Source organism: Bradyrhizobium ingae, from assembly GCF_055791185.1.
Map to the genome: position 1 here is coordinate 144,817 of NZ_JBVUBB010000011.1, position 22,178 is coordinate 166,994.

Annotated in this window: 34 protein-coding genes; 18 read left to right on the forward strand and 16 right to left on the reverse strand. The window is 64.9% G+C overall.

Going from position 1 to position 22,178, the window contains the following annotated elements; translation table 11 throughout:
- Positions 1–30 precede the first annotated feature (30 nt).
- Genes ACV1FX_RS18635 through ACV1FX_RS18700 form a run of 14 tightly spaced genes read left to right on the forward strand, consistent with a single transcriptional unit; the run spans position 31 to position 3,931 of the window.
- Positions 31–216 (forward strand): hypothetical protein, encoded by a 186-nt coding sequence (locus ACV1FX_RS18635; protein WP_473119003.1) that lies wholly within the window; start codon positions 31–33, stop codon positions 214–216.
- Positions 213–425, forward strand: coding sequence for a hypothetical protein (locus ACV1FX_RS18640; RefSeq protein ID WP_473119004.1), 213 nt, complete (start codon positions 213–215; stop codon positions 423–425). The genes ACV1FX_RS18635 and ACV1FX_RS18640 overlap by 4 nt, the downstream gene beginning before the upstream one ends.
- Positions 425–619 carry a hypothetical protein gene (locus tag ACV1FX_RS18645; protein WP_473119005.1) on the forward strand — a complete coding sequence of 65 codons (195 nt, stop codon included), beginning with the start codon at positions 425–427 and terminating at the stop codon, positions 617–619. The genes ACV1FX_RS18640 and ACV1FX_RS18645 overlap by 1 nt, the downstream gene beginning before the upstream one ends.
- 49 nt (positions 620–668) lie before the next feature.
- A complete protein-coding gene (locus ACV1FX_RS18650) occupies positions 669–827 on the forward strand; it encodes a hypothetical protein (RefSeq protein WP_473119006.1) in 159 nt (52 codons plus the stop codon).
- A complete protein-coding gene (locus tag ACV1FX_RS18655; RefSeq protein WP_473119007.1) occupies positions 827–1,036 on the forward strand; it encodes a hypothetical protein in 210 nt (69 codons plus the stop codon). The genes ACV1FX_RS18650 and ACV1FX_RS18655 overlap by 1 nt, the downstream gene beginning before the upstream one ends.
- Complete coding sequence (locus tag ACV1FX_RS18660) at positions 1,033–1,362, forward strand: TSCPD domain-containing protein (RefSeq protein ID WP_473119008.1); 330 nt, start codon at positions 1,033–1,035, stop codon at positions 1,360–1,362. Before ACV1FX_RS18655 ends, ACV1FX_RS18660 begins: the two co-directional genes overlap by 4 nt.
- Positions 1,355–2,032, forward strand: a complete 678-nt coding sequence (locus ACV1FX_RS18665) for a hypothetical protein (protein ID WP_473119009.1) — start codon at positions 1,355–1,357, stop codon at positions 2,030–2,032. The genes ACV1FX_RS18660 and ACV1FX_RS18665 overlap by 8 nt, the downstream gene beginning before the upstream one ends.
- A complete protein-coding gene (locus ACV1FX_RS18670) occupies positions 2,029–2,406 on the forward strand; it encodes a hypothetical protein (protein ID WP_473119010.1) in 378 nt (125 codons plus the stop codon). Before ACV1FX_RS18665 ends, ACV1FX_RS18670 begins: the two co-directional genes overlap by 4 nt.
- A complete protein-coding gene (locus ACV1FX_RS18675; RefSeq protein ID WP_473119011.1) occupies positions 2,403–2,645 on the forward strand; it encodes a hypothetical protein in 243 nt (80 codons plus the stop codon). The genes ACV1FX_RS18670 and ACV1FX_RS18675 overlap by 4 nt, the downstream gene beginning before the upstream one ends.
- Positions 2,642–2,818 (forward strand): hypothetical protein, encoded by a 177-nt coding sequence (locus ACV1FX_RS18680; protein ID WP_473119012.1) that lies wholly within the window; start codon positions 2,642–2,644, stop codon positions 2,816–2,818. Before ACV1FX_RS18675 ends, ACV1FX_RS18680 begins: the two co-directional genes overlap by 4 nt.
- A gap of 9 nt (positions 2,819–2,827) precedes the next feature.
- Positions 2,828–3,007, forward strand: coding sequence for a hypothetical protein (locus tag ACV1FX_RS18685; protein ID WP_473119013.1), 180 nt, complete (start codon positions 2,828–2,830; stop codon positions 3,005–3,007).
- On the forward strand, positions 3,007–3,390 hold the full coding sequence (locus tag ACV1FX_RS18690; protein ID WP_473119014.1) for a hypothetical protein: 384 nt from the start codon (positions 3,007–3,009) through the stop codon (positions 3,388–3,390). The genes ACV1FX_RS18685 and ACV1FX_RS18690 overlap by 1 nt, the downstream gene beginning before the upstream one ends.
- Complete coding sequence (locus tag ACV1FX_RS18695; RefSeq protein ID WP_473119015.1) at positions 3,390–3,755, forward strand: hypothetical protein; 366 nt, start codon at positions 3,390–3,392, stop codon at positions 3,753–3,755. Before ACV1FX_RS18690 ends, ACV1FX_RS18695 begins: the two co-directional genes overlap by 1 nt.
- Entirely contained in the window at positions 3,752–3,931 is a 180-nt protein-coding gene (locus ACV1FX_RS18700) for a hypothetical protein (RefSeq protein ID WP_473119016.1), read from the forward strand. Before ACV1FX_RS18695 ends, ACV1FX_RS18700 begins: the two co-directional genes overlap by 4 nt.
- A gap of 26 nt (positions 3,932–3,957) precedes the next feature.
- Here the strand turns inward: ACV1FX_RS18700 and ACV1FX_RS18705 are convergent, their stop codons facing one another.
- From ACV1FX_RS18705 to phnG, 10 genes are all read right to left on the reverse strand, one after another.
- A complete protein-coding gene (locus tag ACV1FX_RS18705) occupies positions 3,958–5,232 on the reverse strand; it encodes a site-specific integrase (protein WP_473119017.1) in 1,275 nt (424 codons plus the stop codon).
- A 312-nt stretch (positions 5,233–5,544) separates the two neighbouring features.
- Positions 5,545–6,156: a pyridoxamine 5'-phosphate oxidase family protein gene (locus ACV1FX_RS18710; protein ID WP_473119018.1), complete on the reverse strand. Its 612-nt coding sequence runs from the start codon at positions 6,154–6,156 to the stop codon at positions 5,545–5,547.
- Between the two features lie 16 nt (positions 6,157–6,172).
- Entirely contained in the window at positions 6,173–6,769 is a 597-nt protein-coding gene (gene phnN, locus ACV1FX_RS18715; RefSeq protein WP_473119019.1) for a phosphonate metabolism protein/1,5-bisphosphokinase (PRPP-forming) PhnN, read from the reverse strand.
- Complete coding sequence (locus ACV1FX_RS18720) at positions 6,766–7,923, reverse strand: alpha-D-ribose 1-methylphosphonate 5-triphosphate diphosphatase (RefSeq protein ID WP_473119020.1); 1,158 nt, start codon at positions 7,921–7,923, stop codon at positions 6,766–6,768. The genes phnN and ACV1FX_RS18720 overlap by 4 nt, the downstream gene beginning before the upstream one ends.
- Positions 7,924–7,934: 11 nt before the next feature.
- On the reverse strand, positions 7,935–8,633 hold the full coding sequence (phnL, locus tag ACV1FX_RS18725) for a phosphonate C-P lyase system protein PhnL (RefSeq protein WP_473119021.1): 699 nt from the start codon (positions 8,631–8,633) through the stop codon (positions 7,935–7,937).
- Positions 8,634–8,641: 8 nt separating this feature from the next.
- Positions 8,642–9,436: a phosphonate C-P lyase system protein PhnK gene (gene phnK / locus ACV1FX_RS18730; RefSeq protein WP_473119022.1), complete on the reverse strand. Its 795-nt coding sequence runs from the start codon at positions 9,434–9,436 to the stop codon at positions 8,642–8,644.
- Positions 9,429–10,325: an alpha-D-ribose 1-methylphosphonate 5-phosphate C-P-lyase PhnJ gene (locus ACV1FX_RS18735; RefSeq protein ID WP_473119023.1), complete on the reverse strand. Its 897-nt coding sequence runs from the start codon at positions 10,323–10,325 to the stop codon at positions 9,429–9,431. Before ACV1FX_RS18735 ends, phnK begins: the two co-directional genes overlap by 8 nt.
- On the reverse strand, positions 10,322–11,425 hold the full coding sequence (locus tag ACV1FX_RS18740; RefSeq protein ID WP_473119024.1) for a carbon-phosphorus lyase complex subunit: 1,104 nt from the start codon (positions 11,423–11,425) through the stop codon (positions 10,322–10,324). The genes ACV1FX_RS18735 and ACV1FX_RS18740 overlap by 4 nt, the downstream gene beginning before the upstream one ends.
- A gap of 3 nt (positions 11,426–11,428) precedes the next feature.
- On the reverse strand, positions 11,429–12,037 hold the full coding sequence (phnH, locus tag ACV1FX_RS18745; RefSeq protein WP_473119025.1) for a phosphonate C-P lyase system protein PhnH: 609 nt from the start codon (positions 12,035–12,037) through the stop codon (positions 11,429–11,431).
- Between the two features lie 4 nt (positions 12,038–12,041).
- Complete coding sequence (gene phnG, locus ACV1FX_RS18750) at positions 12,042–12,455, reverse strand: phosphonate C-P lyase system protein PhnG (RefSeq protein WP_473119061.1); 414 nt, start codon at positions 12,453–12,455, stop codon at positions 12,042–12,044.
- Positions 12,456–12,613: 158 nt separating this feature from the next.
- Between phnG and phnF the strand changes: the two genes are divergently transcribed.
- The gene (gene phnF, locus ACV1FX_RS18755; RefSeq protein ID WP_284271210.1) at positions 12,614–13,345 is read left to right on the forward strand and encodes a phosphonate metabolism transcriptional regulator PhnF; all 732 of its coding nucleotides are present in this window, start codon (positions 12,614–12,616) and stop codon (positions 13,343–13,345) included.
- 185 nt (positions 13,346–13,530) lie between these two features.
- Here the strand turns inward: phnF and phnE (ACV1FX_RS18760) are convergent, their stop codons facing one another.
- From phnE (ACV1FX_RS18760) to phnC, 4 genes are all read right to left on the reverse strand, one after another.
- Positions 13,531–14,379, reverse strand: a complete 849-nt coding sequence (gene phnE, locus ACV1FX_RS18760; RefSeq protein ID WP_473119026.1) for a phosphonate ABC transporter, permease protein PhnE — start codon at positions 14,377–14,379, stop codon at positions 13,531–13,533.
- Complete coding sequence (gene phnE / locus ACV1FX_RS18765) at positions 14,376–15,260, reverse strand: phosphonate ABC transporter, permease protein PhnE (protein ID WP_473119027.1); 885 nt, start codon at positions 15,258–15,260, stop codon at positions 14,376–14,378. The genes phnE (ACV1FX_RS18760) and phnE (ACV1FX_RS18765) overlap by 4 nt, the downstream gene beginning before the upstream one ends.
- Positions 15,261–15,334: 74 nt before the next feature.
- Positions 15,335–16,273, reverse strand: coding sequence for a phosphonate ABC transporter substrate-binding protein (gene phnD, locus ACV1FX_RS18770; protein ID WP_473119028.1), 939 nt, complete (start codon positions 16,271–16,273; stop codon positions 15,335–15,337).
- A 51-nt stretch (positions 16,274–16,324) separates the two neighbouring features.
- Entirely contained in the window at positions 16,325–17,134 is an 810-nt protein-coding gene (gene phnC, locus ACV1FX_RS18775; RefSeq protein ID WP_473119029.1) for a phosphonate ABC transporter ATP-binding protein, read from the reverse strand.
- A gap of 172 nt (positions 17,135–17,306) precedes the next feature.
- On the opposite strand from phnC, the gene ACV1FX_RS18780 reads away from it, so the two are divergent.
- From ACV1FX_RS18780 to ACV1FX_RS18790, 3 genes are read left to right on the forward strand one after another with little or no spacing between them, the layout of a single operon-like run.
- Positions 17,307–17,975 (forward strand): transferase hexapeptide repeat family protein, encoded by a 669-nt coding sequence (locus tag ACV1FX_RS18780; RefSeq protein ID WP_473119030.1) that lies wholly within the window; start codon positions 17,307–17,309, stop codon positions 17,973–17,975.
- Complete coding sequence (locus ACV1FX_RS18785; protein WP_473119031.1) at positions 17,972–19,165, forward strand: alpha-D-ribose 1-methylphosphonate 5-triphosphate diphosphatase; 1,194 nt, start codon at positions 17,972–17,974, stop codon at positions 19,163–19,165. The genes ACV1FX_RS18780 and ACV1FX_RS18785 overlap by 4 nt, the downstream gene beginning before the upstream one ends.
- Before the next feature lie 19 nt (positions 19,166–19,184).
- Complete coding sequence (locus tag ACV1FX_RS18790) at positions 19,185–19,883, forward strand: DUF1045 domain-containing protein (RefSeq protein ID WP_473119032.1); 699 nt, start codon at positions 19,185–19,187, stop codon at positions 19,881–19,883.
- Between the two features lie 149 nt (positions 19,884–20,032).
- Here the strand turns inward: ACV1FX_RS18790 and ACV1FX_RS18795 are convergent, their stop codons facing one another.
- Together ACV1FX_RS18795 and ACV1FX_RS18800 are read right to left on the reverse strand one after the other, a co-directional pair.
- Positions 20,033–20,626 (reverse strand): hypothetical protein, encoded by a 594-nt coding sequence (locus ACV1FX_RS18795; protein WP_473119062.1) that lies wholly within the window; start codon positions 20,624–20,626, stop codon positions 20,033–20,035.
- 77 nt (positions 20,627–20,703) lie between these two features.
- On the reverse strand, positions 20,704–22,104 hold the full coding sequence (locus tag ACV1FX_RS18800) for a selenium-binding protein SBP56-related protein (RefSeq protein WP_473119033.1): 1,401 nt from the start codon (positions 22,102–22,104) through the stop codon (positions 20,704–20,706).
- Positions 22,105–22,178 lie beyond the last annotated feature (74 nt).

The window sequence follows — 22,178 nt, forward strand, 5'->3', positions numbered from 1 at the left end:
GCCAAAGCACGCAAGAAATCGGAGGCCCCGATGACTCAGCTTGCCTACACGGTCTCCGAGTTCTGTTGCGCCTTCCGCATCTCGCAGCGGCACTACTTCAACCTGCGCGACGAGGGAAAGGGCCCGAAGGAATTCCGTGTCGGTCGGCGGGTGCTGATCTCCGTCGAGAGTGCGCAGGCCTGGGTCAAGGCGCGCGAGCAGGAGGCGACCTCATGATCACCACCACCGACAAGCTGCGCTGCGTCCTGCGCGAGATCGGCTACCGCAAGCACGTCTATCGGCGGCGCGTCGCTGACGGCTTCATGACCGAGGCCCAGGCGAAGCGCGAAATCGACCTGATGGTGGCGATTGGCGAGGACTACCGCGCGATGGCGGCAGCCGAAGCGCCGCAGGCCGAGCTGTTCACCGAGAAGGAGCAGCCTTGATGGAAGCAACGATCACCATCGACGGGCACACGCTGACCGAAGGCCAGAGCATGTCGGTCCGCGTCGCCATCACGGCTTTCCTCATGGAGCTGAAGAACGACAAGCAGTTCGCGGACAGCCTTGGCCGGATCGGCATCGCCTACCAGGCGCGGTTGACCGAGGTCATGCACATCATCCTTCACGAAGCGTCTTAAGCAACGCCAGCACGCTGGCAAGCGTATTCCCAAGGGGGCCGACATCCAGTTGAAGACCGAGAACGACGCGCTCGAATTGCACGTCACTGCGGCGATCACCACGAAGGCGCAGGCGAACGACCTGATCTCCTGCATTCGCCAGGTTGCCGGTGCGCTGGAGAGCGAGCGCCGCAGCCGCCGCAAGCCGAAGATCGCCGAGGCGGCGTGATGGTCTGGCGGTGGCGTGTCTCAGCGTTCTACGGCGTCGAGGACCCCGACAACGGGAAGCGGCGCGGCATGTGCGCGATCTCGACGGTGCACGCCACCGAGGCCAGCCTGATGGTTGAGCTGACGGTCTTCCGCCAGCGGCCCGACATCGGCTGGGTCGATATCGTCGACCTGGACAGCAACGAGCAGCACCGGGAATACATGCGATGACCGACCGCCGCGCCTTGCCGCAGCGCCGCCGCGCCGAGACCTTCGACGTCAGCTTCGGCGGGCTCAATCGCAGCTATGCCGTCACCCTCGGCTTCTACGAGGATGGCGCGCTCGGCGAGGTCTTCATCTCGGGTGGCAAGTCGGGCGAGGCCGTCGAGGCTATCGCGCGTGATGGTGCGGTCCTGCTGTCGCTTGCGCTGCAATACGGCGCGCAGATCGAAAACATGGCGAGCGCGATCACCCGAGACGGTAAGGGTCAGCCGTCCTCGATCATCGGCGCGGTGATCGACCGCCTCCTTCCGGAAGTGAGGGCGAAAGATGAGTAATGTCGTTTCGACCGTGTTCGAGCACACGCGAGTGCCTTACGGCGACGATGGCAAGCTGGTGCGGGGCATCATCGCGCGATGTGGAGCCCCCAACTGCGAGGCTGCCGTTCCGCTTCCTGTGAACCTGATGGCGAACGGTCGCGGCATGGACGGCAACATCGAGTGGCAATTCATCTCCCGCAAGCTGGAGCAGAAGGGCTGGCGCATCGGCAAGAGCGCGACGGCTCACCGCTGCCCCAGGTGCTTCAAGGCAGCGAAGTTTGCAGCAGTCCGAAAATCCGAGGAGAGACCCGTGGTGAACAAGGTCGAGCCGCCGCTTCAGATCGTGCAGGAAAACGCCAGGGTGATGTCGCGCGAGGACCGGCGCATCGTGTTCGAGAAGCTGAACGAGGTCTATCTCAACGACAAGGTCGGCTACGGGCGCGGCTGGACCGACGAGAAGGTGGCGCTCGATCTTGGCGTGCCGCGCGCCTGGGTGCGCGTGATCCGCGAAGAGAATTTCGGCGACGAGGTTGGCAACGAGGACATCCGCGATCAGATCAATGAAGCGAACAAGGTTCTCGCCGACATCAAGGCATTGCGCCAGCCCTTCGATGAAGCGCTGCGCTTGTTCGCTCTGGCCGACAAGATCGAGAAGTCGCTGTCCGAAATCCAGAAGGTGCTGAAGTGACCGAGCCCGGCGAACTCGAGGCGCTGCGAGCCGAGCTGGCCGCCGCCAAGGAAGAGACCGCCGAGCTGCAGGACATCTTCGACCTGCAGTGGGAGGCCGACATGCGGGCGGTCCGCCGCTGGCGCGAAGCGAACCCCGGCAACGAGCTGGTGCTGCCTGACCGCGCCAACCTGGTGGTCTGGCTGCTCGGCATGGTCGCGCGGTCAGCCGCGCATCCCGGCAGTCGCGAGGGCGAGCGCTGCTTCTGCGGCAAGCCCGCCGCGCACAAGGTCGAGGAAGTGATCTTCGCCGACGACCCGCACCCGATCAGGCATCCGCTGACGAGCTACGTCTGCCGCGAGCATTTCCGCGAGATCATGGGACCGGCAGCATGAGCAGCGAGGAGCAGTCCGAAAGGGACGCGGATATCGGGCGCGATGCGGCGAGCATGCTGCTCGCACTCATTAACGGGGTGAGCCCAGGGGTTGCCTACAACATCATCGGCTGCATGACGGTCACGGTGTTCACCGCCATCCCCTTCGTTAACCCCAGGGATGCCGTCGACGAATTCGATCACTGGGCGGCGTACACGCGGCAGATGATCGCCGATCAGATTAAAGAGCGGCTGCAGTGACCTTTCGCGTCATCAACCTGAGCCGGGGCGAGATCGTGGCCGAGCTGCACCGGGCAGACGACGCCAGGCAGCTCGCCGACGCGCTGGCGGCAGACTCCCTGTACCGGGAGCAGTTCGCCGTGGTCGAGCTGGTCACGATTTACGAGACGCCGACGCCGCTGAAGACGAGATGAGGAGGACGGATGGCTGACAATCTTTGCCCCTGCGGGTCCGGCAAGCGCTCCTGGTGGGAGCACGATGCGCGCGGCATTCCGCTGTGCCGCGTCTGCGATAAGTGCCGGAAGGAGAAGCTCGGCCGCCACCGGCCCGACGTGCTGACCGACCCGAATTACTGGACGGACGAGCCGATCGAAGAGGATTGATGAGGCGGCGCGCCCACATCTCGCTCAAGACGAAGCTCGCGGCGGCGCTGTGCGAGATGCTGACCGACGACGGCACCGGCAAGCTGGTGAAGATCATCCCGCACGAGGATGCGGTGAAAATGTCCGAGGACCAGGTGCTTTCCCTGTTTCGCTTCGACCACGGGCTCTACCACTCGCAAGGCGGCTCGGACGAGTTCTGGAATTTGACGCCGATGCTGATCCGGGAGCACGACATCAAGACGCGGCAGCGGGATATCCCGCAGATCGCAAAGACGCGGCGGATCGAAAAGGCCCAGGAGGAATTCCGAGCGCGCCTGCTGGCCAAGGGTCGCGGCGAGCCGCGACCGCCGAGCCGCTGGCCGAAGCGCAAGATGAGGGAGTGATGAGCGACGACAACGTTTCGCGCATTCCGGTCAGGTTCAAGGCCCCACCCGAGGGCGAGCCGCCTTTCCTCAAGGTGGTCGATCGCTGGGGCGACCGCGACGGCTGCGATCACCGGTCCTACTACGTGGAAGGGCGCGGCTTCGTCCCGGTGACCTACTATCTGCGCGAGGGTGAGACCGAAATCGAATGCGGGCGCTGCCATACCCGGCTCGACCCGATGTTCGTCCTGCGGATCATGGCGAGCGAGGAAACGCAGTGGTCCCGCGCTCGCGAGCGCTACATCGAGGAAATGAAGCGACTCCGCGAGCGAAGCCGCACCAAGTGCTGGCACTGCGGCAAGATGACGGAGATCAGCCGACGATGAGCACGCAGGTTATCCCGACCAAGGTTTGCAAGGCGTGCCGCCAGGAGAAGCCGCTCCGCGATTTCTATGTGCAGGTGCGCCCTGGCCTGCGGGACGCGACCATGACGGTTTGCAAGGAATGCCACCGCGAGCGCGTCAAGCGCGCCACCGCCGAACGCAAAAAAAGCCCCGCCTAAAGCGGGGCTTCTTGTTTGCGGGTCGATCAGGCCGCCATCGGGACGACATTACTGGCAGGCGGCGGGGCCTCGTGATCGAGCAAGGCGCGGCGCGAGAGGCCGCCAGAATGCTCGGTGATGAACTTCGAATAGGTCCGCTCGATTTCCACAACGCTCGTGTTGTGGCTTGCAGCGACGACCCGGATGGGGACATTGAGCAAGAGGTTGCGGACGATCGAGCTATGGCGCAGCGCGTATATCGTGACCTCGTCGGGATCGAGCCCGATGGCCTTGACCACCGCCGCGATGTCCTCGCGATAGTCGTCCGAGACGCCCTTCCCATCGACGCCCCAGGTCTTGCCGTCGCCCTGCACCAGGAGCGGCGCACTCGCGGGCCGCCCCTTCGCCGCCTTCGTCAACCGAGCGGCCAGCGCCGGGGTGATCGCAACGCTGTAGCGCTCGACCTTCTTGCTGGTGCGATTGAGGCCGCCGCCCTTGGCCGACTTCGGCATCATCAACCGGGGCTCAGTCTTGTGCGCGACCAGATCGCGGATATAGAGGCGAGCCGCCTGCGAGGGCCGCGCGCCGGTTTGCGCCAGCACGTCGGTGAACTCGCCCAGCTTCTCGTCGTGGGCGTAGGCACCGGAAACGAAGCTGATGACCTGCGCGTCGTCCAGGATGACGTTGTTGACCTCATTGGCATCGGGGAGCAGTTGGAGGCCAGTTTCCCATGCGTGCTCGTTCTTGATGCGTCGGTCGCTCCGGGCGGCGAGGTTGAGCGCGGCCCTGACCACCTTGCAGTACCGGTTGACGCTGGCCGGAACCATCTTCGCCAGCAGGCCATCGCGCCATTTGCGCAGCTCCTGCGAGTCGAGCAGCGGGACCGGCTTGCTCAACAGGCTGGCGGGCAGATGGCCCTTCGGGGTCGTGGCGTTGCAAGCGTTCGCGCCGCGCGAGACCAGATCGTCCTTGTAGCGGTTCATCGCGATCCCGAGAGTGACGGGCTTGTTGCCTTGCTCCTCCTCGACCGCGTCATCGTCGCCGCCGCGCACCAGCTTGCGGGCTTCGGTGACGGCTTGGCCGTAGTTGAAGATGGCCTTGCCATCGGCCTTGTTGTCGAAGTCGTCGGCAGAGCCGAACTTCTTCAGCCACTCGCCGCCTTGGCCGTCGGCGGCGCGGATCGACCAAGTGCCTGCGCCTTCGTTGCGGCGATAGCCAAGCGACAGGCCGGGGCCGAGCCGTTGCCAATAGGGCTTCTTCCGGATAACGAGCTTCGATCGCGCAGTCGGGGTCTCAAGGGAATAATTTCGGGGTTTCGCCATGGTCTTGCACATTCCGTTTTGTTTTAGTGTCCGGCCCGGTGTCGGGAAGTGCGGGGTGCAACCTCTTGCGCCCCGTTTCAGGACTGTGCAGAATTTACTATGGATTACAGGGGCTTAGAACCCCTCTGGCTAATGCAAGGTGATGCAAGGAAATGCAAACTTTTCCCCTTGTGGGAGAAGGTGGCGCAAAGCGCCGGATGAGGGGTTGCATCCGCGGACTTAAATGACAGTTGGACCCGCGGAGAGAATCCCTCACCCGGCTTCGCGTTCGCGAAGCCACCCTCTCCCACAAGGGGAAAGGGTAAGAAAGGATCACCACATCGTCGCTGCCGCACGCGCGGGCCAGGCGCGGTCGTATTCTTCGCCGCCGACCTTGTTCTCGCTCATCTCGGCGAGGATCTGGCCGGGTGTCGGCAAGCTCTTGGGATCGACGCGCTTGTCGGGATTCCAGAGGTCCGAGCGAACGATGGCGCGGGCGCACTGGAAATAGAGCTCATCGATGGTCATCACCATGACGCTGCGCGGCGCCTTGCCGTCGACCTCAAAGGAGGCGAGCAGCTTAGGATCGACCGAGATGTGCGCTCGTCCGTTGACACGGATCGCGTTGCCTGAGCCCGGGATCAGGAACATCAGGGAGACGCGTGGATCGCGGACGATGTTGCGCAAGGAATCAATGCGATTGTTGCCCCGACGGTCCGGCAGCATCAGCGTCTTCGGGTCATGAATGCGCACGAAGCCGGGCAGATCGCCGCGCGGCGAGCAATCGATGCCCTCGGGACCGATGGTGGCCAGCGCGGCAAAGGGCGACGTCTCGATGAAGACGCGGTAGAGCGGCGTGACGTGGTCGGCGACCTTCACGGTCGAGGCGTCGTTGGTGAGGCCATAGATGGCTTCGAGCTCTTCGACCGTCGTAATCACCGTCATTCCAACTGCTCCCTTGCTACTCGCGCCAGCATTCGTTGCGGATCACCCGGACGAGCTGACGGCCGTGATAATCGGCGTTGCCGGCATTGACAATCGTGACGTCGGCATGCGCCGCAGCTTCGTCGACCTGGCGTTCGAGCCGCTCCCGGATATTGCCATCGCTGCGGCGCGCCCGCGCAGCGAGACGCTGGGCAAGAACGTCCGGCGGTGCCGTGATCGCGACCAGCACGACGTTGGCATAGGCCTGGCGCAGCGCACCAATCACCGTGCGCGAGACGTTGACGACGACCGTGCGGCCGGCGCGGATGTCGCCGTTGATCTCGATCGGCAGCGCGTATGAGAGGCCATGCGCCTCCCAATGCGCAGCGAAATCGCCGCGATCGAGTCCGCGGCGGAATTCGTCGGGAGTCACGGACACATTGTCCTCGGCGGCGGACGCCTCCCGTGTCACGATCCGGCGCGGAAAGACCACATCGTGATCTTCAGCGAGGGCGGCCTTGGCAAGACCAAGCAGCGTATCCTTGCCGGCGCCGCTGGGACCGACGATCAGGACCAGTCGTCCGGGCCCGATCGCGGCGGCCTGCTGTGGTGCAATCGACGGGCTCTCGCTCATGCGACGCGCCCTCCTTCCCGCCAGACGCTGCGGACCACCGGAACGCTGCCGGCGACATGAACGCGGATCAGATCGGCGCGCTTGCCGACCGCGATCTCGCCTCGGTCGGTGAGCCCAACGGCCTCGGCCGGCGCCTTTGTCACTGTGCAGATCGCGGCCGGAAGGCTGATCGCCGGCACATGCTGCGGCAGTTGCAGCGCGGCCATCAGGAGGCTCGACGGAATGTAGTCGGACGACAGGATGTCCAGGAGACCCTCGCGTGCGAGATCCACGGCGGCGATGTTGCCGGAATGCGAGCCGCCGCGCACGACGTTCGGCGCGCCCATCAGGATGTCAATGCCGGCAGCATGCAGGCCGCGCGCAGCTTCCACCGTTGTCGGAAACTCCGCGACCGCGACACCGTCTCGAACCGCGTCGGTGACATTCTCCTCGGTGGTGTCGTCATGGCTTGCGAGCGGAATCCCGTATTCCTGCGCCAGCGCGACAATCTCGCGCATGTTGGTGGCGGCATAGGTCCGCTGGTACGCAAAGCGTCTGGCAAAGAGCTCATCGAGCTGCGCGTCGGTCATGCCACCGCCCTTGCCGCGATAGTAGTCGCGCAGCTTGACCTCGTCGCGGAACTGGCGTTGGCCGGGCGTGTGGTCCATCAGCGACATCAGCCGCACGTCGGGGCGATCGATCAGCTCCCTGGCTTCCTCGACCACGCTCGGCATCGGGACTTCGCAGCGCAGATGCAGGAAGTGATCGGCACGCAAGAGGTCGTGCGCGCGCGCCGTGGTGATCGCAGCCGCCAGCGTGCCGGCACGACCATCGACCTCCTCCGCGCCGTCCTCGCGCCAGACCCGCAGCGAGTCCAGCACCGTGGTGATGCCTGAGGTCGCGAGCTGCCCGTCATAGGAGATGACGGCGGCGACGGGATCCCAGAACACCTTTGGGCGTGGCACGTAGTGCGCTTCGAGATGATCGGTGTGCAGCTCGATCAGGCCCGGCGTGATGAGATCGCCGCCGGCGTTCTCGGCTCCCGCGGGCGCCCTGCCCTCCCCGATCTCGGCGATACGCCCGTTTGCAAGAGCGATCCAGCCCTGCTCGATCACGCTGTCGGCCAGCACGATCCTGGCGTTGGCGATCACGGTTTCATTCGGCTTCACGTTCATTTCCAGGTCCTTCAGGCCGCGGCGGCAAAGCTGGTGACGTCGACGATGCGGTCGGCGATCAGATGGCGGATCTCGTCATCATGGACGATCGCGACCATGGCTGTGCCCCTGCGCTTTTTCTCTGCGATCAGCTCGACGACCACGGCGCGGTTGGCGGCGTCGAGCGAAGCGGTCGGCTCGTCCAGCAGCAGGATCGGCAGCTCCGGAATGAAGCCGCGCGCGATATTGACGCGCTGCTGCTCGCCGCCGGAGAAAGTCGCGGGCGGAAGCTGCCAGAGGCGCTCGGGGATGTTGAGGCGACGCAGAAGCGCGCCCGCGCGCCGTTGTGCATCCAGCCGCGCCACGCCGCTCGCGATCAGCGGTTCGGCGACGACGTCGATGGTCGCAACGCGCGGCACCGCGCGCAGGAACTGGCTGACATAGCCGATCGTATCGCGCCGGACGTTGAGGATCTGCCGCGGCTCGGCGCTGGCAAGATCAATCAGCGTGCCGCGATGACGGATGCCGATGCGGCCGCCGTCGCAGCGGTAATTGCCGAAGATCATCTTCAGGATCGACGACTTGCCCGCACCGGACGGACCGGACAGCACGACGCATTCGCCCGGATCGACGTGGAAGGTCACGCCTCGCACCACGGGCAGTTCGACGCCACCCTGGAGGTGCATCGTAAAGGTCTTTTGCGCGTCGGCGACGTCGATCATGGCAGTCATCGGGCGGCTCATGGCGGCAGAATCGAGGAGACGAGGAGTTGAGTATAGGGCTCGCGCGGGTCGTCGAGCACCTGGTCGGTGAGACCCGTCTCGATGACGCGGCCGCCCTTCATCACCATCACGCGGTGCGACAGCAGGCGCGCGACCGCGAGATCGTGGGTGACGATGATGACGGCGAGGTGAAGTTCGGCAACCAGGTTGCGCAGGAGGTCCAGCAGGCGCGCCTGCACGGAAACATCGAGGCCGCCGGTCGGCTCATCCATGAAGACGAGGCGCGGCTCGGTGACGAGGTTGCGGGCGATCTGCAGACGCTGGCGCATGCCGCCGGAATAGGTCCGCGGCGCATCATCGATGCGTGCGACGTCGATCTCGACGCGCTCCAGCCAGTTCGAGGCGGTGTCGCGGATGCGGCCGTAGTGATTCCATCCCACAGCCATCAGCCGCTCGCCGACGTTGGCGCCGGCGGAGACAGCCATGCGCAAGCCCTGCGCGGGGTCCTGATGCACATAGCCCCAATCGGTGCGGAACAGAAAGCGTCGCTCGGCTTCGCCGAGCGTGGTGAGATCCCGCGTGACGCCGTCGCGCATCCGGTAGGACACGCGGCCACCGCTCGGGGCAAGCTGGCCCGACAGGAGCTGGAGCAGCGTCGACTTGCCCGAGCCGGATTCGCCGACGATCGCCAACACCTCGCCTGGATAGAGCGCGAAGGAGACATCGCGACAGGCCGCGATCCTGCCGTAGGATTTGCTCAGGGCGTCCGCGACCAGCAGCGGTTGATCGGTCTCAAGCACATGCTCAGCCATTTGATTCCCTTTGCGCCGTCTCCTTGTATGGCGCGGCGCTCAGGTTGCCGTGATGGCCAGCCGTCTGACGCTCCTCGCAGAAGTCGGTGTCGGAACACACGAACATGCGTCCGCCCTTGTCGTCGGTGACGATCTCGTCGAGATACGAATTCTCGGCGTTGCAGAGCGCACAGGGCGCGTTGAAGCGATAGGGCTCGAAGGGATGATCCTCGAAATCGAGCGACACTACCTGCGTGTAAGGCGGGATCGCATAGATGCGCTTCTCGCGGCCGGCGCCGAAAAGCTGCAGCGCCGGGCAATTGTCCATCTTGGGATTGTCGAATTTCGGGGTCGGCGACGGGTCCATCACGTAGCGGGCGTTCACCTTCACCGGATAGGCGTAGGCCGTTGCGATATGGCCGAAGCGCGCGATGTCCTCATAGAGCTTGACGTGCATCAGGCCGTATTCGGCAAGCGCATGCATGCGACGCGTCTCAGTCTCGCGCGGCTCGAGGAAGCGCAGGGGTTCAGGGATCGGCACCTGGTAGACCAGCACCTGGTTCTCGCCGAGAGCCGTCTCGGGAATGCGGTGACGGGTCTGGATCACGGTCGCATCGATCGTCGCCGTCGTCGTCGCAACGCCGGCGGTCTTGGCGAAGAATTTCCGGATCGAGATCGCGTTGGTGGTGTCGTCGGAGCCCTGGTCGATCACCTTCAGCACATCGTCCGGCCCGAGGATCGCGGCCGTGACCTGCACGCCGCCGGTGCCCCAGCCATAGGGCATCGGCATTTCGCGGCTCGCAAACGGGACCTGATAGCCGGGGATCGCGATCGCCTTCAGGATCGCGCGGCGGATCATCCGCTTGGTCTGCTCGTCGAGATAGGCGAAGTTGTAGGCGGGCGCGTTCATTCCGCGGCCTCCTTCATCGGCCCGGCATCATTGGCCTCGGCAAATTCCTGACGCAGCTTGCGCAGCAGGCCAAGCTCGGACTGAAAGTCGACATAGTGCGGTAGCTTCAGATGCTCGACGAAGCCGGTCGCCTGGACGTTGTCGGAATGCGACATCACGAATTCCTCGTCCTGCGCCGGTGCGAGCACCTCCTCGCCGAGCTCGCGCGCCCGAAGCGCGCGATCGACCAGCGCCATCGACATGGTCTTGCGCTCGCTCTGGCCGAAAGCGAGGCCATAGCCGCGGGTGAAGCACGGCGCTTCCGCGGCCGAGCCCTTGAACTGGTTGACCATCTGGCATTCGGTGAGCTCGATCGCGCCGAGCGGCACGGCGAAGCCGACGTCCTCGGCGAAGAATTCGACCTCGACCTCGCCGAAGCGGATCTCGCCGGCGAAGGGATGGTTGCGGCCGTAGCCGCGCTGGGTCGAGTAACCCATCGCCAGCAGAAAGCCTTCGTCGCCGCGCGCGAGATTTTGCAGGCGCAGGTCGCGGTCGGCGGGGAAGTTGAGGGGCTCGCGCGTGAGATCGCCGACGCTTGCGCCTTTTTCAGCGTGCGGCGAGGCCTCGATCAGCCCGTCGCGCCCCAGAATGTCCGTCACGCGCGGCGTGGCCGCGGGCGAGGCTTCGGCGGTCGCCGGCGCCTCGGGCACAAATCCCTCGGCCAGCGTCGGATCGAGCAGGCGATGCGTATAGTCGAAGGTCGGGCCAAGAATTTGCCCGCCCGGAATGTCCTTGAACGTCGAGGACACCCGCCGCTGCACCCGCATGGCGCCGGTGTCGACCGGCTCGCTTGCGCCGAAGCGCGGCAGGGTGGCGCGGAAGGCGCGGACCAGGAAGATCGCCTCGATCAGGTCGCCGCGCGCCTGCTTGATCGCGAGCGCCGCAAGCTCGCGGTCATAGAGCGAGCCTTCGCTCATGACGCGATCGACGGCAAGGCCAAGCTGCTCGGAGATCTGGTCGAGCGAAATTTCGGGCACGCTCTGCTCGCCACGCCGCACATGCGCCAGCAGGCGATGGGCGTTCTCGATGGCACGTTCGCCGCCTTTGACTGCGACATACATACTTCAACTTCCCTTGTTCACGACCCGCGTGGTGCGCGGGATCGCAACCACGTCGTCATCGGCGACCAGCACGACGTCGATGCCGCGCGGAAACAGCGGCTCGTTGATGCGCAGGCGCTCGAACAGGTCGATAGGCCTGAGCGCCGCCTGAAGGATCGTCACACCGTCGATGCCAGGGCCACGGAGCTCGAAGGCGGCCCCCGCGTTGAGGCTTTCCACCTGCAGGATCAAGGTGGTCGAGCGATCCGGATACTCATTGCTGCCGAGCGCAAACCGCTCGAGCGAAGGAAGCGCGGCAGCATCGGCGACCAGCGCAAAGCTCGCGACCGAAGGATTCTGGATCACCGGCGCGCCGGTGTGGAACTTCAGCCATTTCAGGACATCGGAGCTCTCCGACATGCGCGCATCGAGCCAAAGCGGCGTATCGTGATCGAACAGCGTCAGCGCGATCGCCGCCGTGCCGCGCATCATGGGACCGGGCGTGCCCGCGACCGGCACGATGCGCTGCACCGAGCCCGGCCGCGCCATCGCATTCATGACCGAGCGAAAGGTCGATTGCGCCGACAACACTTTGTCCGCGAAACCCGGCGGCAGTTCCGCAATCGTGGTCATGGCCTCACCCCTCACCGCGCACCATGGTGTAGAAATCAACCTTCGTCGCCGCCGTTTGCGCGGCACACTGCGCCTGTCGCGCGTGCAGGTCCGCGCGCAAGGGCGCAACGACATCCCGCTCGATGGCCCCCGCGAACTCTTCCGACTGCACGAGCGCGTCGCAGAGGGCGATGAGCCGCGCCTTCGCACCGTCGCGGCCGAGCGTATAGCCGAAGCCGACCTCGCCGCTCGCAAGCCGCACCGCGGCGCGCGACACGGTGGCCTCGCCCAGGTTGAACGGTGCGCCATCGCCGCCGACGCGGCCGCGCAGCATCACGAGGCCGTTCTCGGGCACACGCAGATCGTCATGCCGCGGCAACGCGATAGCGCGAAGGCGGCCGGCAATATCATCTGCGTCCGCATGCACCAGCACGGCCATCGCCGCCTTGCGCCGGGTCTTGAGGCTATGTTGCGGGTTCAAATCATTCACCAGGCTTGCCGGATTCAAGTTGTCTATGATAATAGACAACTTGATAATGAAGCGCCATGACTGTTTCGTGACAATCGTGTGATTTTGGAGATGGGCTTGTCGTCGACATGAGCCTTCAGGACACTGCCTCCTCCGGCGTCGCGCTGTGGCGCCTGGTCGCCGACGGCATCGAGCGCGGCATCGCCGACGGCCGCTTTGCAGCGGGCGAAAAGTTGCCGGGCGAGATGGAGATCGCCGAGACCTATCGCGTGAACCGCCATACGGTGCGGCGCGCGCTGGCGGCGCTCGCCGAGCGCGGCCTGGTGCGCGCCGAGCGCGGCAGCGGCACCTATGTCGAGGCGCAGAAGCTCGCCTATCCCTTGCGCTCGCGCACGCGCTTCTCGGAGATCGTCGGCGCCGGCGGCCGCGAGCCGCGCGGGCAGTTGATCGAGGCGTCGGAGGACGTGGCGAGCCGGGAGTTGGCACGAGAACTCGGCGTAAAGACCGGCGCGCGGTTGGTCCGGATCGAATCCGTGCGCTTTGCCGACCGCACGCCGATCTGCGTCTCGACGTCCTGGCTGTCGGCCGAACTCTTTCCCGATGCGGGTGCGGTGTTCGCCGCCACGCGCTCGATGACGAAGCTGCTCGCGCATTACGGCGTCCGCGACTACCGCCGCGGCTCGACCAGGATCACCGCCGGCATTGTCGACGCAACCGACGCCGCGCGGCTTGATCTCGCGCTGGGTCGTCCGATCCTGGTGGTCGATTCGACCGACGTCGACCCCGACGGCAAGCCGCTGGTGACCAAGCGCTCACGCTTTGCGGCGGAGCGGGTGGAGTTTTTGGTGGAGAACGGGTGAACGTGTCACCACGCGGACGGTGCACCTCTCCCCTTGCGGGCGAGGTCGGGTCGCATCGCCAGATGCGATCCGGATGAGGGGCCTCTGTCCGCGCGTATCGCTTGCAGTTAAGTTCGCGGATAGAACCCCTCATCCGGCGCTTCGCGCCACCTTCTCCCGCAAGGGGAGAAGGAAGAGTTCGCGACCTACGCCACCGCCCGCCGTCCGATGATGGCGAAGCGCACCTTGCCGGAAATGAAATCAATCGCGGCGACAGCGACCAGGATCATCAGGACGAGGAACGATACCTTCTGCCATTCCAGCACGCGGATCTGCTCGGCGAGCTGAAGGCCGATGCCGCCCGCACCGACGATGCCGATGATGCTGGCCGAGCGGGTGTTCGATTCGATGAAGTAGAGCACCTGGCCGGCGATGACCGGCAGCACCTGCGGCATCAGGCCGAAGCGAATCTCGTGCAAGGCATTGCCGCCCGATGCCCTGATGCCCTCGACCTGCTTCTTGTCGGCCGCCTCGATCGCCTCGGAAAACAGCTTTCCGAGTGCACCAAAGTCCGAGACCATGATCGCGAGCACACCGGCGAACGGGCCGAGGCCGACGACATTGATCCAGACCAGCGCCCAGATCAGGGTATCGACGCCGCGGATCGAATCAAGGAAGCGCCGCACCGGAAAGCGGATGATGTTCGGCGGCACGACGTTGCGCGCCGCGAGCAGGGAAACCGGCAGCGCCAGCGTTGCGGCCAGCGTGGTGCCGAGCAGCGCGATCGACAGCGTCTCGCCGAGCGCCTTCAGATAGAGCGGCAGCGACGTTCCGGGGTCCGGCGGGACCATCATCATGGTGATCCAGCCGAGCTGCTTGAGGCCCGCGATGAACTTTGCCGGCTCGAAACCGAGATCGTTGAGACCGAAGACGAACAAGGCGAGCGCCGCCACGATCATGGCCGGCGTCGCCAGACGCGCAGCCGCCGGGCGCTCGAAGACATCGGGGTATTTCGTCCGCAGCGCTGCAGCGTCGGGTTTCTCGACTTCCTTCATGGCCGTGCATCCCTGCCGAACAGGCGCGCGCGCAACCAGCCGGTGGTGATGTCGATGATGAAGATGGTGAGCACGATCATCAACAGGATGGCGCTGACGTCGGAGTAGTAGAACTTGCGGATCGCGACCACGAGCTCCTGGCCGATGCCGCCGGCGCCGACGAAACCCATCACCGAGGATTCACGGACATTGATCTCGAAGCGCAGCAGCGCGTAGCTGACATAGCCGGCGGAGACCTGCGGCAGCACGGCAAAGCGCATGCAGGACAGCCAGCTCGCTCCGGTCGAGCGCACGCCTTCGACCGGCTTCATGTCGGCATTCTCCACGATCTCGGCGAACAGCTTGCCGAGCGCGCCGGTGGAATGAATGGCTATCGCGAGCACACCGGCCATCGGCCCGAGCCCGAAGGCCATGACGAAGATCAGCGCGAATACGATGCCCGGCACGGTGCGAGCGAATTCGAGCAGGCGGCGAACAGTAAAGCGCAACCAGGGCGCCGGCGAGGTGTTCTCAGCCGCGAGAAAATTCAGGCAGAAGGCGCAGACCGCGCCGATCAGCGTGCCGACATAGCTGATCAGCAGCGTCTCGCCGAGCAGCTTGCCCCATTTGTACCAGCCCCACAGCCACTCGCCGGGATCGGTCCAGACGCGCTGGCCGCTGTCGAGGGTGAGGATACGGTCGAAATAGCTGACGAAGTTGCCGAAATACGTGAAGAGCGTCCGCAAGTTCACTTCGGCCCCGATCGCGGCGAGCATCAGCGCAGCAATGAACACCATGCCGCCGGCCAATAACCGCGCGCGCTTGCGCGCCACCGCCTGGCGATAGGCCGCGTTCAGCGCCGCCAATTGCTGCTCGGGAAGAAGCGAAACCGCGATGGTCATGGAGGCAGTGACCGTGGCCCATCAGAGAAAGAGCCGGGTCGAACGACCCGGCTCGAGTTACGTCGTCCCTTTGATCAGGACGCCTTCTTCTTTCTTAGCGCATCGACGAACTTGATCAGTTCGATCGTGCCATCCCAGTCCTTGGTGGTTGCGGGATGAAACCCCTTCTTCTGGCCGTCGGACAACCGGTCGAACGCAGCCTTGTCCTTGGTGGGCGAGTCGAAGAATGCCTTGGCGATCGCAGCCTTCAGGTCATCGGGAAGATCGGAACTGTATGCATACATGTTCGGTCCAATGATCGGCGCCGACTTGTGGATGATGCGGAAATCTTCCCTCTTCATCGGCGAGCCGTCGGCATTCTTCAGCATGCCCTTGGTCAGCATCTGCGCCAGCGTCGAATCGTCGTCGCTGGTCCACTGGTTGGCGGCAACATCGACCGTGCCCTGCGCCAAGGCGAGGATCGCGTTCTCATGGCTGCCGGTGAAGACGACCTTGCTGAAATACGTGTCGACATCCGAGATGCCCATCTTGTCGAGCTCAAAGCGCGGCACGTTGTTGCCTGAGGTCGAATTCGGATCGACCAGGCCGAGATTCTTGCCTTTCAGGTCGTCGATGCCTTTGTAGGGGCTGCTCGTCTTGACGAAGAACACCGAGTAATAGCCCGTACCGCCGTCCGCGTTCAGATCGCTCGCAAAGGCGTCCGTCTTGACGCCAGTCAGCCGTGCGCGCGCAAACGAGGCCGACCCATAACTTGCGATCTGGATGTTGCCGGCGCGCTGACCTTCGATCACCGCGGCGTAGTCGTTCGCGATCCGCAGCGTGACCTTCACGCCAAGTTCCTTCGAGAGATAGCTCATGAACGGGGCCCAACGGTCGGTTACGCCCGAGGCGTTCTCGGCCGGGACAACCGCAAAAGTCAGCTCAGGATATTTGGCTTTCCAGTCCTCGGCGGAAGCGGAAGCGGAGAAGGCCAGCGCGGCGGCGCCGGCAAGGACGATGCGACGAGTGATCATGATACCCTCTTGATCGGTTGGACGCGGTGAACGCAGAACTTGGGTCGCGGCTCAGGCCGCGGCAGCCGTACCGAACGCTGGGACGGCCTCGGGGACGGGCAACGGCAGGCCGCCCATGACTTCGCTGGCTTCGAGATCGTAGAGCTCGCGCGCGACGTGCTCGGTGAGCGCCGACGGCGCGCCATCGAACACCACCCGGCCCGCAGCCATCCCGATCAGGCGATCGCAATAGCTGCGCGCCAGATCGAGCGAATGCAGGTTGCAGATCACGGTGATGCCGAAATGCTTGTTGATGCGTAAGAGCGCATCCATCACGATCTTGGTGTTGCGCGGATCGAGCGAAGCGATCGGCTCATCGGCGAGGATCAGATCAGGCTGCTGCACCAGCGCGCGGGCGATCGCGACCCGCTGCTGCTGGCCGCCGGAAAGCTGATCGGTGCGTTGGGCAGCGAGCGAGGCCATATCGAACTGCTCGAGCGCCGACATCGCCAGCGCCGTGTCTTCCTCGAGCCAGGCCTGCGTCAGCGAGCGCCAGGCCGGCATTGCAGCAAGACGTCCCATCAGCACATTGGTGAGCACGTCGAGCCGGCCGACAAGATTGAACTGCTGGAAGATCATCGCCGCACGGGCGCGCCATTGCCGCAGCTCCTTGCCGCGCAGCGCGGTGACATCGACGCCATCGAACAGGATGCGTCCCTCCGTTGGCGTCACCAGGCGATTGATGGTCCGCAGCAAGGTCGACTTTCCGGCGCCGGAACGTCCGATCACGCCGACAAAACCGCCTGGGGCGATTTCAAACGAAGCACCGTCCACCGCGGCTTTTGTGCCGAAGCGGCACGTCAGACCTTCAACTACCAGCATGCAGGGGCTCCCGACCAGCTGGGCCCAACCGCTAACTCCGGCGCTTTACATTTGTGTGACGGGGACGGCGCGGTGCGGCGATGCTACGCACACCGTCCCCTGTCATCTCTGCGTCATGACATCGTCATCGAGCCGCTCGAAGACGAATGCTCCCCCAGTTGACGGATGCACCATGGTCGCCAAAACGCTTTCGGTCCAACCGACCATCGATCCCACGGCCACGCTGCACGAGATCAAGCTCGGCGCCTATTGCGAGGTCGGCGCGCGCACGATCCTGCACGAGGTGACGATGGGCGACTATTCGTATGTCGTGAACGATTCGCAGATCACTTACACGACGATCGGAAAATTCTGCTCGATCGCGGCGATGACGCGCATCAATCCCGGCAATCACCCGATGCAGCGCGCCAGCCAGGCGCATTTCACGTATCGTGCGAGCGCGTATTTTCCGGGCGAGAGCGACGATGCCGAGTTCTTCGACTGGCGACGCCAGCACCACGTTCATATCGGCCATGACGTCTGGATCGGCCATGGCGCGATCGTGCTGCCGGGCCGCAATATCGGCACCGGCGCGGTGGTGGCCGCGGGCGCCATCGTCACCAAGGACGTGCCCGCCTACACGATCGTCGCCGGCAATCCGGCCCGCCCGGTCCGGCGGCGCTTCTCCGACGAGATCGCCGGCCGGCTGGCAAGGCTCGCCTGGTGGGACTGGGATCACGAAAGCTTGCGCGACGCCCTGCCCGATTTCCGCAAGCTTGGGATTGAAGATTTCCTCGCAAAGTACGAAGCACGGCTCGTTGCCAACCAGTCCTCCCCCAGCCAGCGAAGCGTCCCCGCGTGACCGAAATCCTCCTTGAAGGCGGCCGGGCCCTGATCGGCTCGGAGATCGTCGAAGCCTCACTCGTCGTGTCCGGGCAGGATATCGCAGCGATCGATCGCGGCCGCACACGCGCGCCACTTGCGATCGACGCTCGCAATCTTTTGGTCCTGCCGGGCATCGTCGACCTGCATGGCGATGCCTTCGAGCGGCAGATGATGCCGCGTCCGGGGGTCGACTTCCCGATCGACGTGGCGCTCGCCGACAGCGACCGGCAGGCCGTCAGCAACGGCATCACCACCGTCTTCCATGGCACGACCTGGTCGTGGGAGCCGGGCTTGCGCTCCGGCGACAATGCGCGGCGCCTGCTGGAGGCGATCGAGCGGCTGCGCCCGCAATTTGCTGCCGACACCCGCTTCCATCTGCGGCACGAGACCTACAATCTCGACGCCGAGGACGAGCTCGGCCAATGGCTCGCCGAAGGGCGGATCGATCTGTTCGCCTTCAACGATCACATGGCTTCGACTATCCGCGATCTCTCAAAGCCGAACAAACGCGGCCGCCTGGTTGACCGGACCGGATTGTCCGACGCGGCTTTTGAAGAGCTGGTCGGTCGTGTCGCTGCGCGCGCAGCGGACGTCCCGGCGACGACGGCGCGGCTTGCCGCGGCGGCCCGCGCGGCCGAGGTGCGGATGCTCTCGCATGACGATGCGACGCCGGCGATGCGCAAGGCGTATCGGGACATGGGTGCTGCGATCGCCGAGTTTCCGGTCAACGAAGAGACGGCGCGCGCGGCAGCAGAGGCCGGCGACGCCATCATCTATGGCGCGCCGAACGTGGTGCGTGGCGGCAGCCACACCGGTTGGACCAGGGCGTCCGACATGATCGCCAAAGGGCTCTGCTCGGTGCTGGCCTCGGACTATTACTATCCGGCGCAACTGCTCGCCGCGTTCCGGCTCGCAGCCGATGGCGTGCTTCCGCTGGCGCACGCCTGGAAGCTGATCTCGGAAGCACCGGCAGAGGCCGCAGGCCTGTCCGATCGCGGTGTGATCAAGGAGGGACGGCGCGCCGACATCCTGCTGGTCGACGACACCGTGCCGCTGCGGCCGCGGGTGGTCGCGGTCATTGCCGCCGGCAGGCTGGTGCATCTCACCGATGCCACGCGCCTGCTCGGCTCAGCCGCAGCGCCGCGCGAGGCTGTCGCCGCCGTCTAAACCCGCTATATCTGACGCAATGACAGGCTTTCCCCGCTACGCGATCTACTACGCCGCCGATGCCGACAGCACGCTGTCGCGCTTCGGCGCCGAGCTGCTTGGCTATGATGCCCATAGCAGCCGTCAGTTGCCTTTCCCCGCAGAGGCACTCGACCTTGCGGCCGATTGGAACGACGTCACGGCCGATCCCCGCAAATATGGTTTTCACGGCACGCTGAAAGCGCCGATGGCGCTCGCGTCGGGCAAGGCCGAGGCCGAGCTGGTTGCTGCGTGCGCAGCGTTTTCCGGCAAGCCGCGGCCGATCCCCGTGATTCGTCCAATCGTCGATTCCATCAGCGGCTTTATCGCGGTGATCCCGGCTGAACCGGTCAGCGAATTGACACGGCTCGCCGCCGATTGCGTGCGCGACTTCGATGCGTTTCGTGCACCGCTGACGGCGGAGGATCGCGCGAGGCGCAACCCGGACAAGCTGCCCGAGCGGCAGCGCGATTATCTCGATCGCTGGGGCTACCCTTACGTCATGGAAGAATTCCGCTTCCACATGACGCTCACGGGCAGGCTCGATGCGGACCGACGCGGGCCCATCGTCGACATGCTGCGGAAGCGGTTTGCCACCCTGCAGCTCGAAACGCTTGCGATCGACCGCATCGCGCTGTTCCGACAGGAAACCGCAGGGGCACGCTTTCACATCATCGGAGAGTGGCCGTTGATAAGATAGGTCGATGGGCGCGCTGCCGGTCCCGTCATCCTGAGGCGCTCGCGTAGCGAGCCTCGAAGGATGGACGGCCGGGATGCCGCGGGGCCGTCGCCCTTCGAGGGCCGCTTCGCGGCCACCTCAGGGTGACGGTGATAGGTCTTCGCTCCGCCTCATCGCCAGCCTGCGAGATTGAACGCAAGGGCAGCGCCGCCAACCAGGACGAGGCTCACGGCCCAGACGGCATCCAGATTGAACCAGCTTCGCGATACGAACTTGAGACCGAGATAGCGGTAGACCAGCCACGCAAGGCAACCGCCCGCGATCACCATCGCAACGACGTGCGCCAGCGAAACCAGCACAGCCGTGGCAAGATTTGCCGTGACGAGAGCGCCGGCCGCCTGGTGGGCCGCGTCAAGGTCGGCGGCCTGGCACAATCCGAGATAGATCGGCACCAGCATCAACGCGGCACCATGGGCGATGGCGACGGCAAACGACCACAGGGCCAACCGCGTTGGCGGGATCCGCGCCAGTGTCCGCGGATGACGGCGATCGACCAGACGAAAGATGCCGAACCCGATCACGAGAAAGCTCGCGCCGAGCTGGATCGGACGCTGCCACTCGGCCAGCGCCAGCAGCAGCGCGAACGGCAGCAACACCAGGAACGTTGCGAGCAGGTGGCCGGCCGACAGAGCGCCCAGCGCGCCGAACAGCGCACGTGGGCTTTTTTCCATGAGCCCCGCCGACACCGCGAGCGGCCATCCCATTCCCGGATTAAGTCCGTGATAGATGCCGCTCGCAAGGAGCGCGAGCCAGAGCCAGGCAAGTGTCCGGCTCGCCTCTCCTAGGCCGACGGATAGCAAAAGGAATCCGTCGAACAGTCGCCGCCTTCAAGCCTGACCTGATGAGCCCGATATCCTTCCGGGAAGCTCACGAAATAATCGCTGGCGAGCTCGAGGCCGCCGTTGCGACCGACATTGGCCATCACTTCGACGCCGGGAACGCCATCGGGATAGAACTGGTCGTCCCAGGTCGAGTAGAGCGAATTGGTCCAGTATACCCGCTTGCCGTCACGGCTGATCTCGACCATCTGCGGGCCACCCGCATATGCCTTGCCGTTCGGATGCGACGCGCAGCGCACGATGCCTCCGGTGTACACCGAGCCCGCAAGCTTGGGTTTCCGGGGATCGCTGACGTCGTACTGGCGCATCTCGCCGGTGCCCCAGCAGGAAACGTAGAGGAACCGGTCGTCCATCGACAGATCGATGTCGGTCACGAGTGGTGGCACAGCACCAAAGCCCTGCAGGAGCGGCGGAAGCTTTTCTTTGGCTGCAGGCTCCGGCGGGATCGTCGCCGTCTTCTCGGCGTGGAATTTTCCGCCTTCGCGCCACCAGGTCCAGATCGAGCCTTCCAGATTGGTGGTATCGACCACCACGCCGGCAAAGCCATATTCACGAACCGGGTCGTGCGCGGGCCGCACCTCGAGCGCCATCTGATGGTTGGCACCGAGGTCGATGGTCTGGACGTTGCGCCGGGCGCGGAGATCCCAGAAATGGAGCCGATGGCCGTATTTGTTCGACAGCAGATCCTCGGGAACGATGCCGTTCTCGAACTGCGGCGGCAGGCCCCACTCACTCGTCACCATGTAATCGCGCGGCAGATTCCACCAGAAGTCATAATGCAGCGTCTGCGGGCCGCGATCGATCTCCCAGCGGCCGAGCACCTCGAACGTCTCGCAGTCCATGATGAAGACGCCGGGAGGCCCGCTGGTGCCATCCTTGCCGCCACCGCCGAGCGTGCTGACGTAGATGCCGTCCGGGCCGCAATGGATGGTATGGGGGCGTGAGTAGCCGGTCTTCTTGAACACCTCCTCCGGCTCGATGACCTTGTGAATCTTCGCCTTGGTCGGATCGGGCTTGGTGTCGATGATGTAGATGCGCGACGAGCGAAGCCCGGGAATGATGAGATAGCGCCGCTCGATGAAGGCATGCCCGGCGAGCGGAGACAATGCCGAAGAGCAGGCATTCCAGCCGAAGTGATGAAACTCGTCGCCCTTGTTCGGCATCGTCACGGTATGGACGATCTGGCTGTAGGTCGGCGATCCCGGCCTGACGTCGATCACAGCAAGTGCGTCGGGCTTGGAGAAATCCGGGCTGAGCAGCAGCGTATAGGCGAAGTTTTCGGGCGGTGCTTCCATCGCGAGTCTTGGCGATGCGTGGAAGGTCGGATCTGGCCGCATTGTCATGGCACTGCCTCCCTGTTTGCGTCGGCTTGCACCAACCTGGCTCGGGATAACGGCATAATGAAGTGCTGACGCGT

Excerpts from the sequence above, each read along its gene's own strand:
- ACV1FX_RS18635 (WP_473119003.1), top strand. The coding sequence starts at position 31 with ATGACTCAGCTTGCCTACACGGTCTCCGAGTTCTGTTGCGCCTTCCGC.
- ACV1FX_RS18640 (WP_473119004.1), top strand. The coding sequence starts at position 213 with ATGATCACCACCACCGACAAGCTGCGCTGCGTCCTGCGCGAGATCGGC.
- ACV1FX_RS18645 (WP_473119005.1), top strand. The coding sequence starts at position 425 with ATGGAAGCAACGATCACCATCGACGGGCACACGCTGACCGAAGGCCAG.
- ACV1FX_RS18655 (WP_473119007.1), top strand. The coding sequence starts at position 827 with ATGGTCTGGCGGTGGCGTGTCTCAGCGTTCTACGGCGTCGAGGACCCC.
- ACV1FX_RS18660 (WP_473119008.1), top strand. The coding sequence starts at position 1,033 with ATGACCGACCGCCGCGCCTTGCCGCAGCGCCGCCGCGCCGAGACCTTC.
- ACV1FX_RS18665 (WP_473119009.1), top strand. The coding sequence starts at position 1,355 with ATGAGTAATGTCGTTTCGACCGTGTTCGAGCACACGCGAGTGCCTTAC.
- ACV1FX_RS18675 (WP_473119011.1), top strand. The coding sequence starts at position 2,403 with ATGAGCAGCGAGGAGCAGTCCGAAAGGGACGCGGATATCGGGCGCGAT.
- ACV1FX_RS18685 (WP_473119013.1), top strand. The coding sequence starts at position 2,828 with ATGGCTGACAATCTTTGCCCCTGCGGGTCCGGCAAGCGCTCCTGGTGG.
- ACV1FX_RS18690 (WP_473119014.1), top strand. The coding sequence starts at position 3,007 with ATGAGGCGGCGCGCCCACATCTCGCTCAAGACGAAGCTCGCGGCGGCG.
- ACV1FX_RS18695 (WP_473119015.1), top strand. The coding sequence starts at position 3,390 with ATGAGCGACGACAACGTTTCGCGCATTCCGGTCAGGTTCAAGGCCCCA.
- ACV1FX_RS18700 (WP_473119016.1), top strand. The coding sequence starts at position 3,752 with ATGAGCACGCAGGTTATCCCGACCAAGGTTTGCAAGGCGTGCCGCCAG.
- ACV1FX_RS18705 (WP_473119017.1), bottom strand. The coding sequence starts at position 5,232 with ATGGCGAAACCCCGAAATTATTCCCTTGAGACCCCGACTGCGCGATCG.
- ACV1FX_RS18710 (WP_473119018.1), bottom strand. The coding sequence starts at position 6,156 with ATGACGGTGATTACGACGGTCGAAGAGCTCGAAGCCATCTATGGCCTC.
- phnN (WP_473119019.1), bottom strand. The coding sequence starts at position 6,769 with ATGAGCGAGAGCCCGTCGATTGCACCACAGCAGGCCGCCGCGATCGGG.
- ACV1FX_RS18720 (WP_473119020.1), bottom strand. The coding sequence starts at position 7,923 with ATGAACGTGAAGCCGAATGAAACCGTGATCGCCAACGCCAGGATCGTG.
- phnL (WP_473119021.1), bottom strand. The coding sequence starts at position 8,633 with ATGACTGCCATGATCGACGTCGCCGACGCGCAAAAGACCTTTACGATG.
- phnK (WP_473119022.1), bottom strand. The coding sequence starts at position 9,436 with ATGGCTGAGCATGTGCTTGAGACCGATCAACCGCTGCTGGTCGCGGAC.
- ACV1FX_RS18735 (WP_473119023.1), bottom strand. The coding sequence starts at position 10,325 with ATGAACGCGCCCGCCTACAACTTCGCCTATCTCGACGAGCAGACCAAG.
- ACV1FX_RS18740 (WP_473119024.1), bottom strand. The coding sequence starts at position 11,425 with ATGTATGTCGCAGTCAAAGGCGGCGAACGTGCCATCGAGAACGCCCAT.
- phnH (WP_473119025.1), bottom strand. The coding sequence starts at position 12,037 with ATGACCACGATTGCGGAACTGCCGCCGGGTTTCGCGGACAAAGTGTTG.
- phnG (WP_473119061.1), bottom strand. The coding sequence starts at position 12,455 with ATGGCCGTGCTGGTGCATGCGGACGCAGATGATATTGCCGGCCGCCTT.
- phnF (WP_284271210.1), top strand. The coding sequence starts at position 12,614 with ATGAGCCTTCAGGACACTGCCTCCTCCGGCGTCGCGCTGTGGCGCCTG.
- phnE (WP_473119026.1), bottom strand. The coding sequence starts at position 14,379 with ATGAAGGAAGTCGAGAAACCCGACGCTGCAGCGCTGCGGACGAAATAC.
- phnE (WP_473119027.1), bottom strand. The coding sequence starts at position 15,260 with ATGACCATCGCGGTTTCGCTTCTTCCCGAGCAGCAATTGGCGGCGCTG.
- phnD (WP_473119028.1), bottom strand. The coding sequence starts at position 16,273 with ATGATCACTCGTCGCATCGTCCTTGCCGGCGCCGCCGCGCTGGCCTTC.
- phnC (WP_473119029.1), bottom strand. The coding sequence starts at position 17,134 with ATGCTGGTAGTTGAAGGTCTGACGTGCCGCTTCGGCACAAAAGCCGCG.
- ACV1FX_RS18780 (WP_473119030.1), top strand. The coding sequence starts at position 17,307 with ATGGTCGCCAAAACGCTTTCGGTCCAACCGACCATCGATCCCACGGCC.
- ACV1FX_RS18790 (WP_473119032.1), top strand. The coding sequence starts at position 19,185 with ATGACAGGCTTTCCCCGCTACGCGATCTACTACGCCGCCGATGCCGAC.
- ACV1FX_RS18795 (WP_473119062.1), bottom strand. The coding sequence starts at position 20,626 with ATGGGATGGCCGCTCGCGGTGTCGGCGGGGCTCATGGAAAAAAGCCCA.
- ACV1FX_RS18800 (WP_473119033.1), bottom strand. The coding sequence starts at position 22,104 with ATGACAATGCGGCCAGATCCGACCTTCCACGCATCGCCAAGACTCGCG.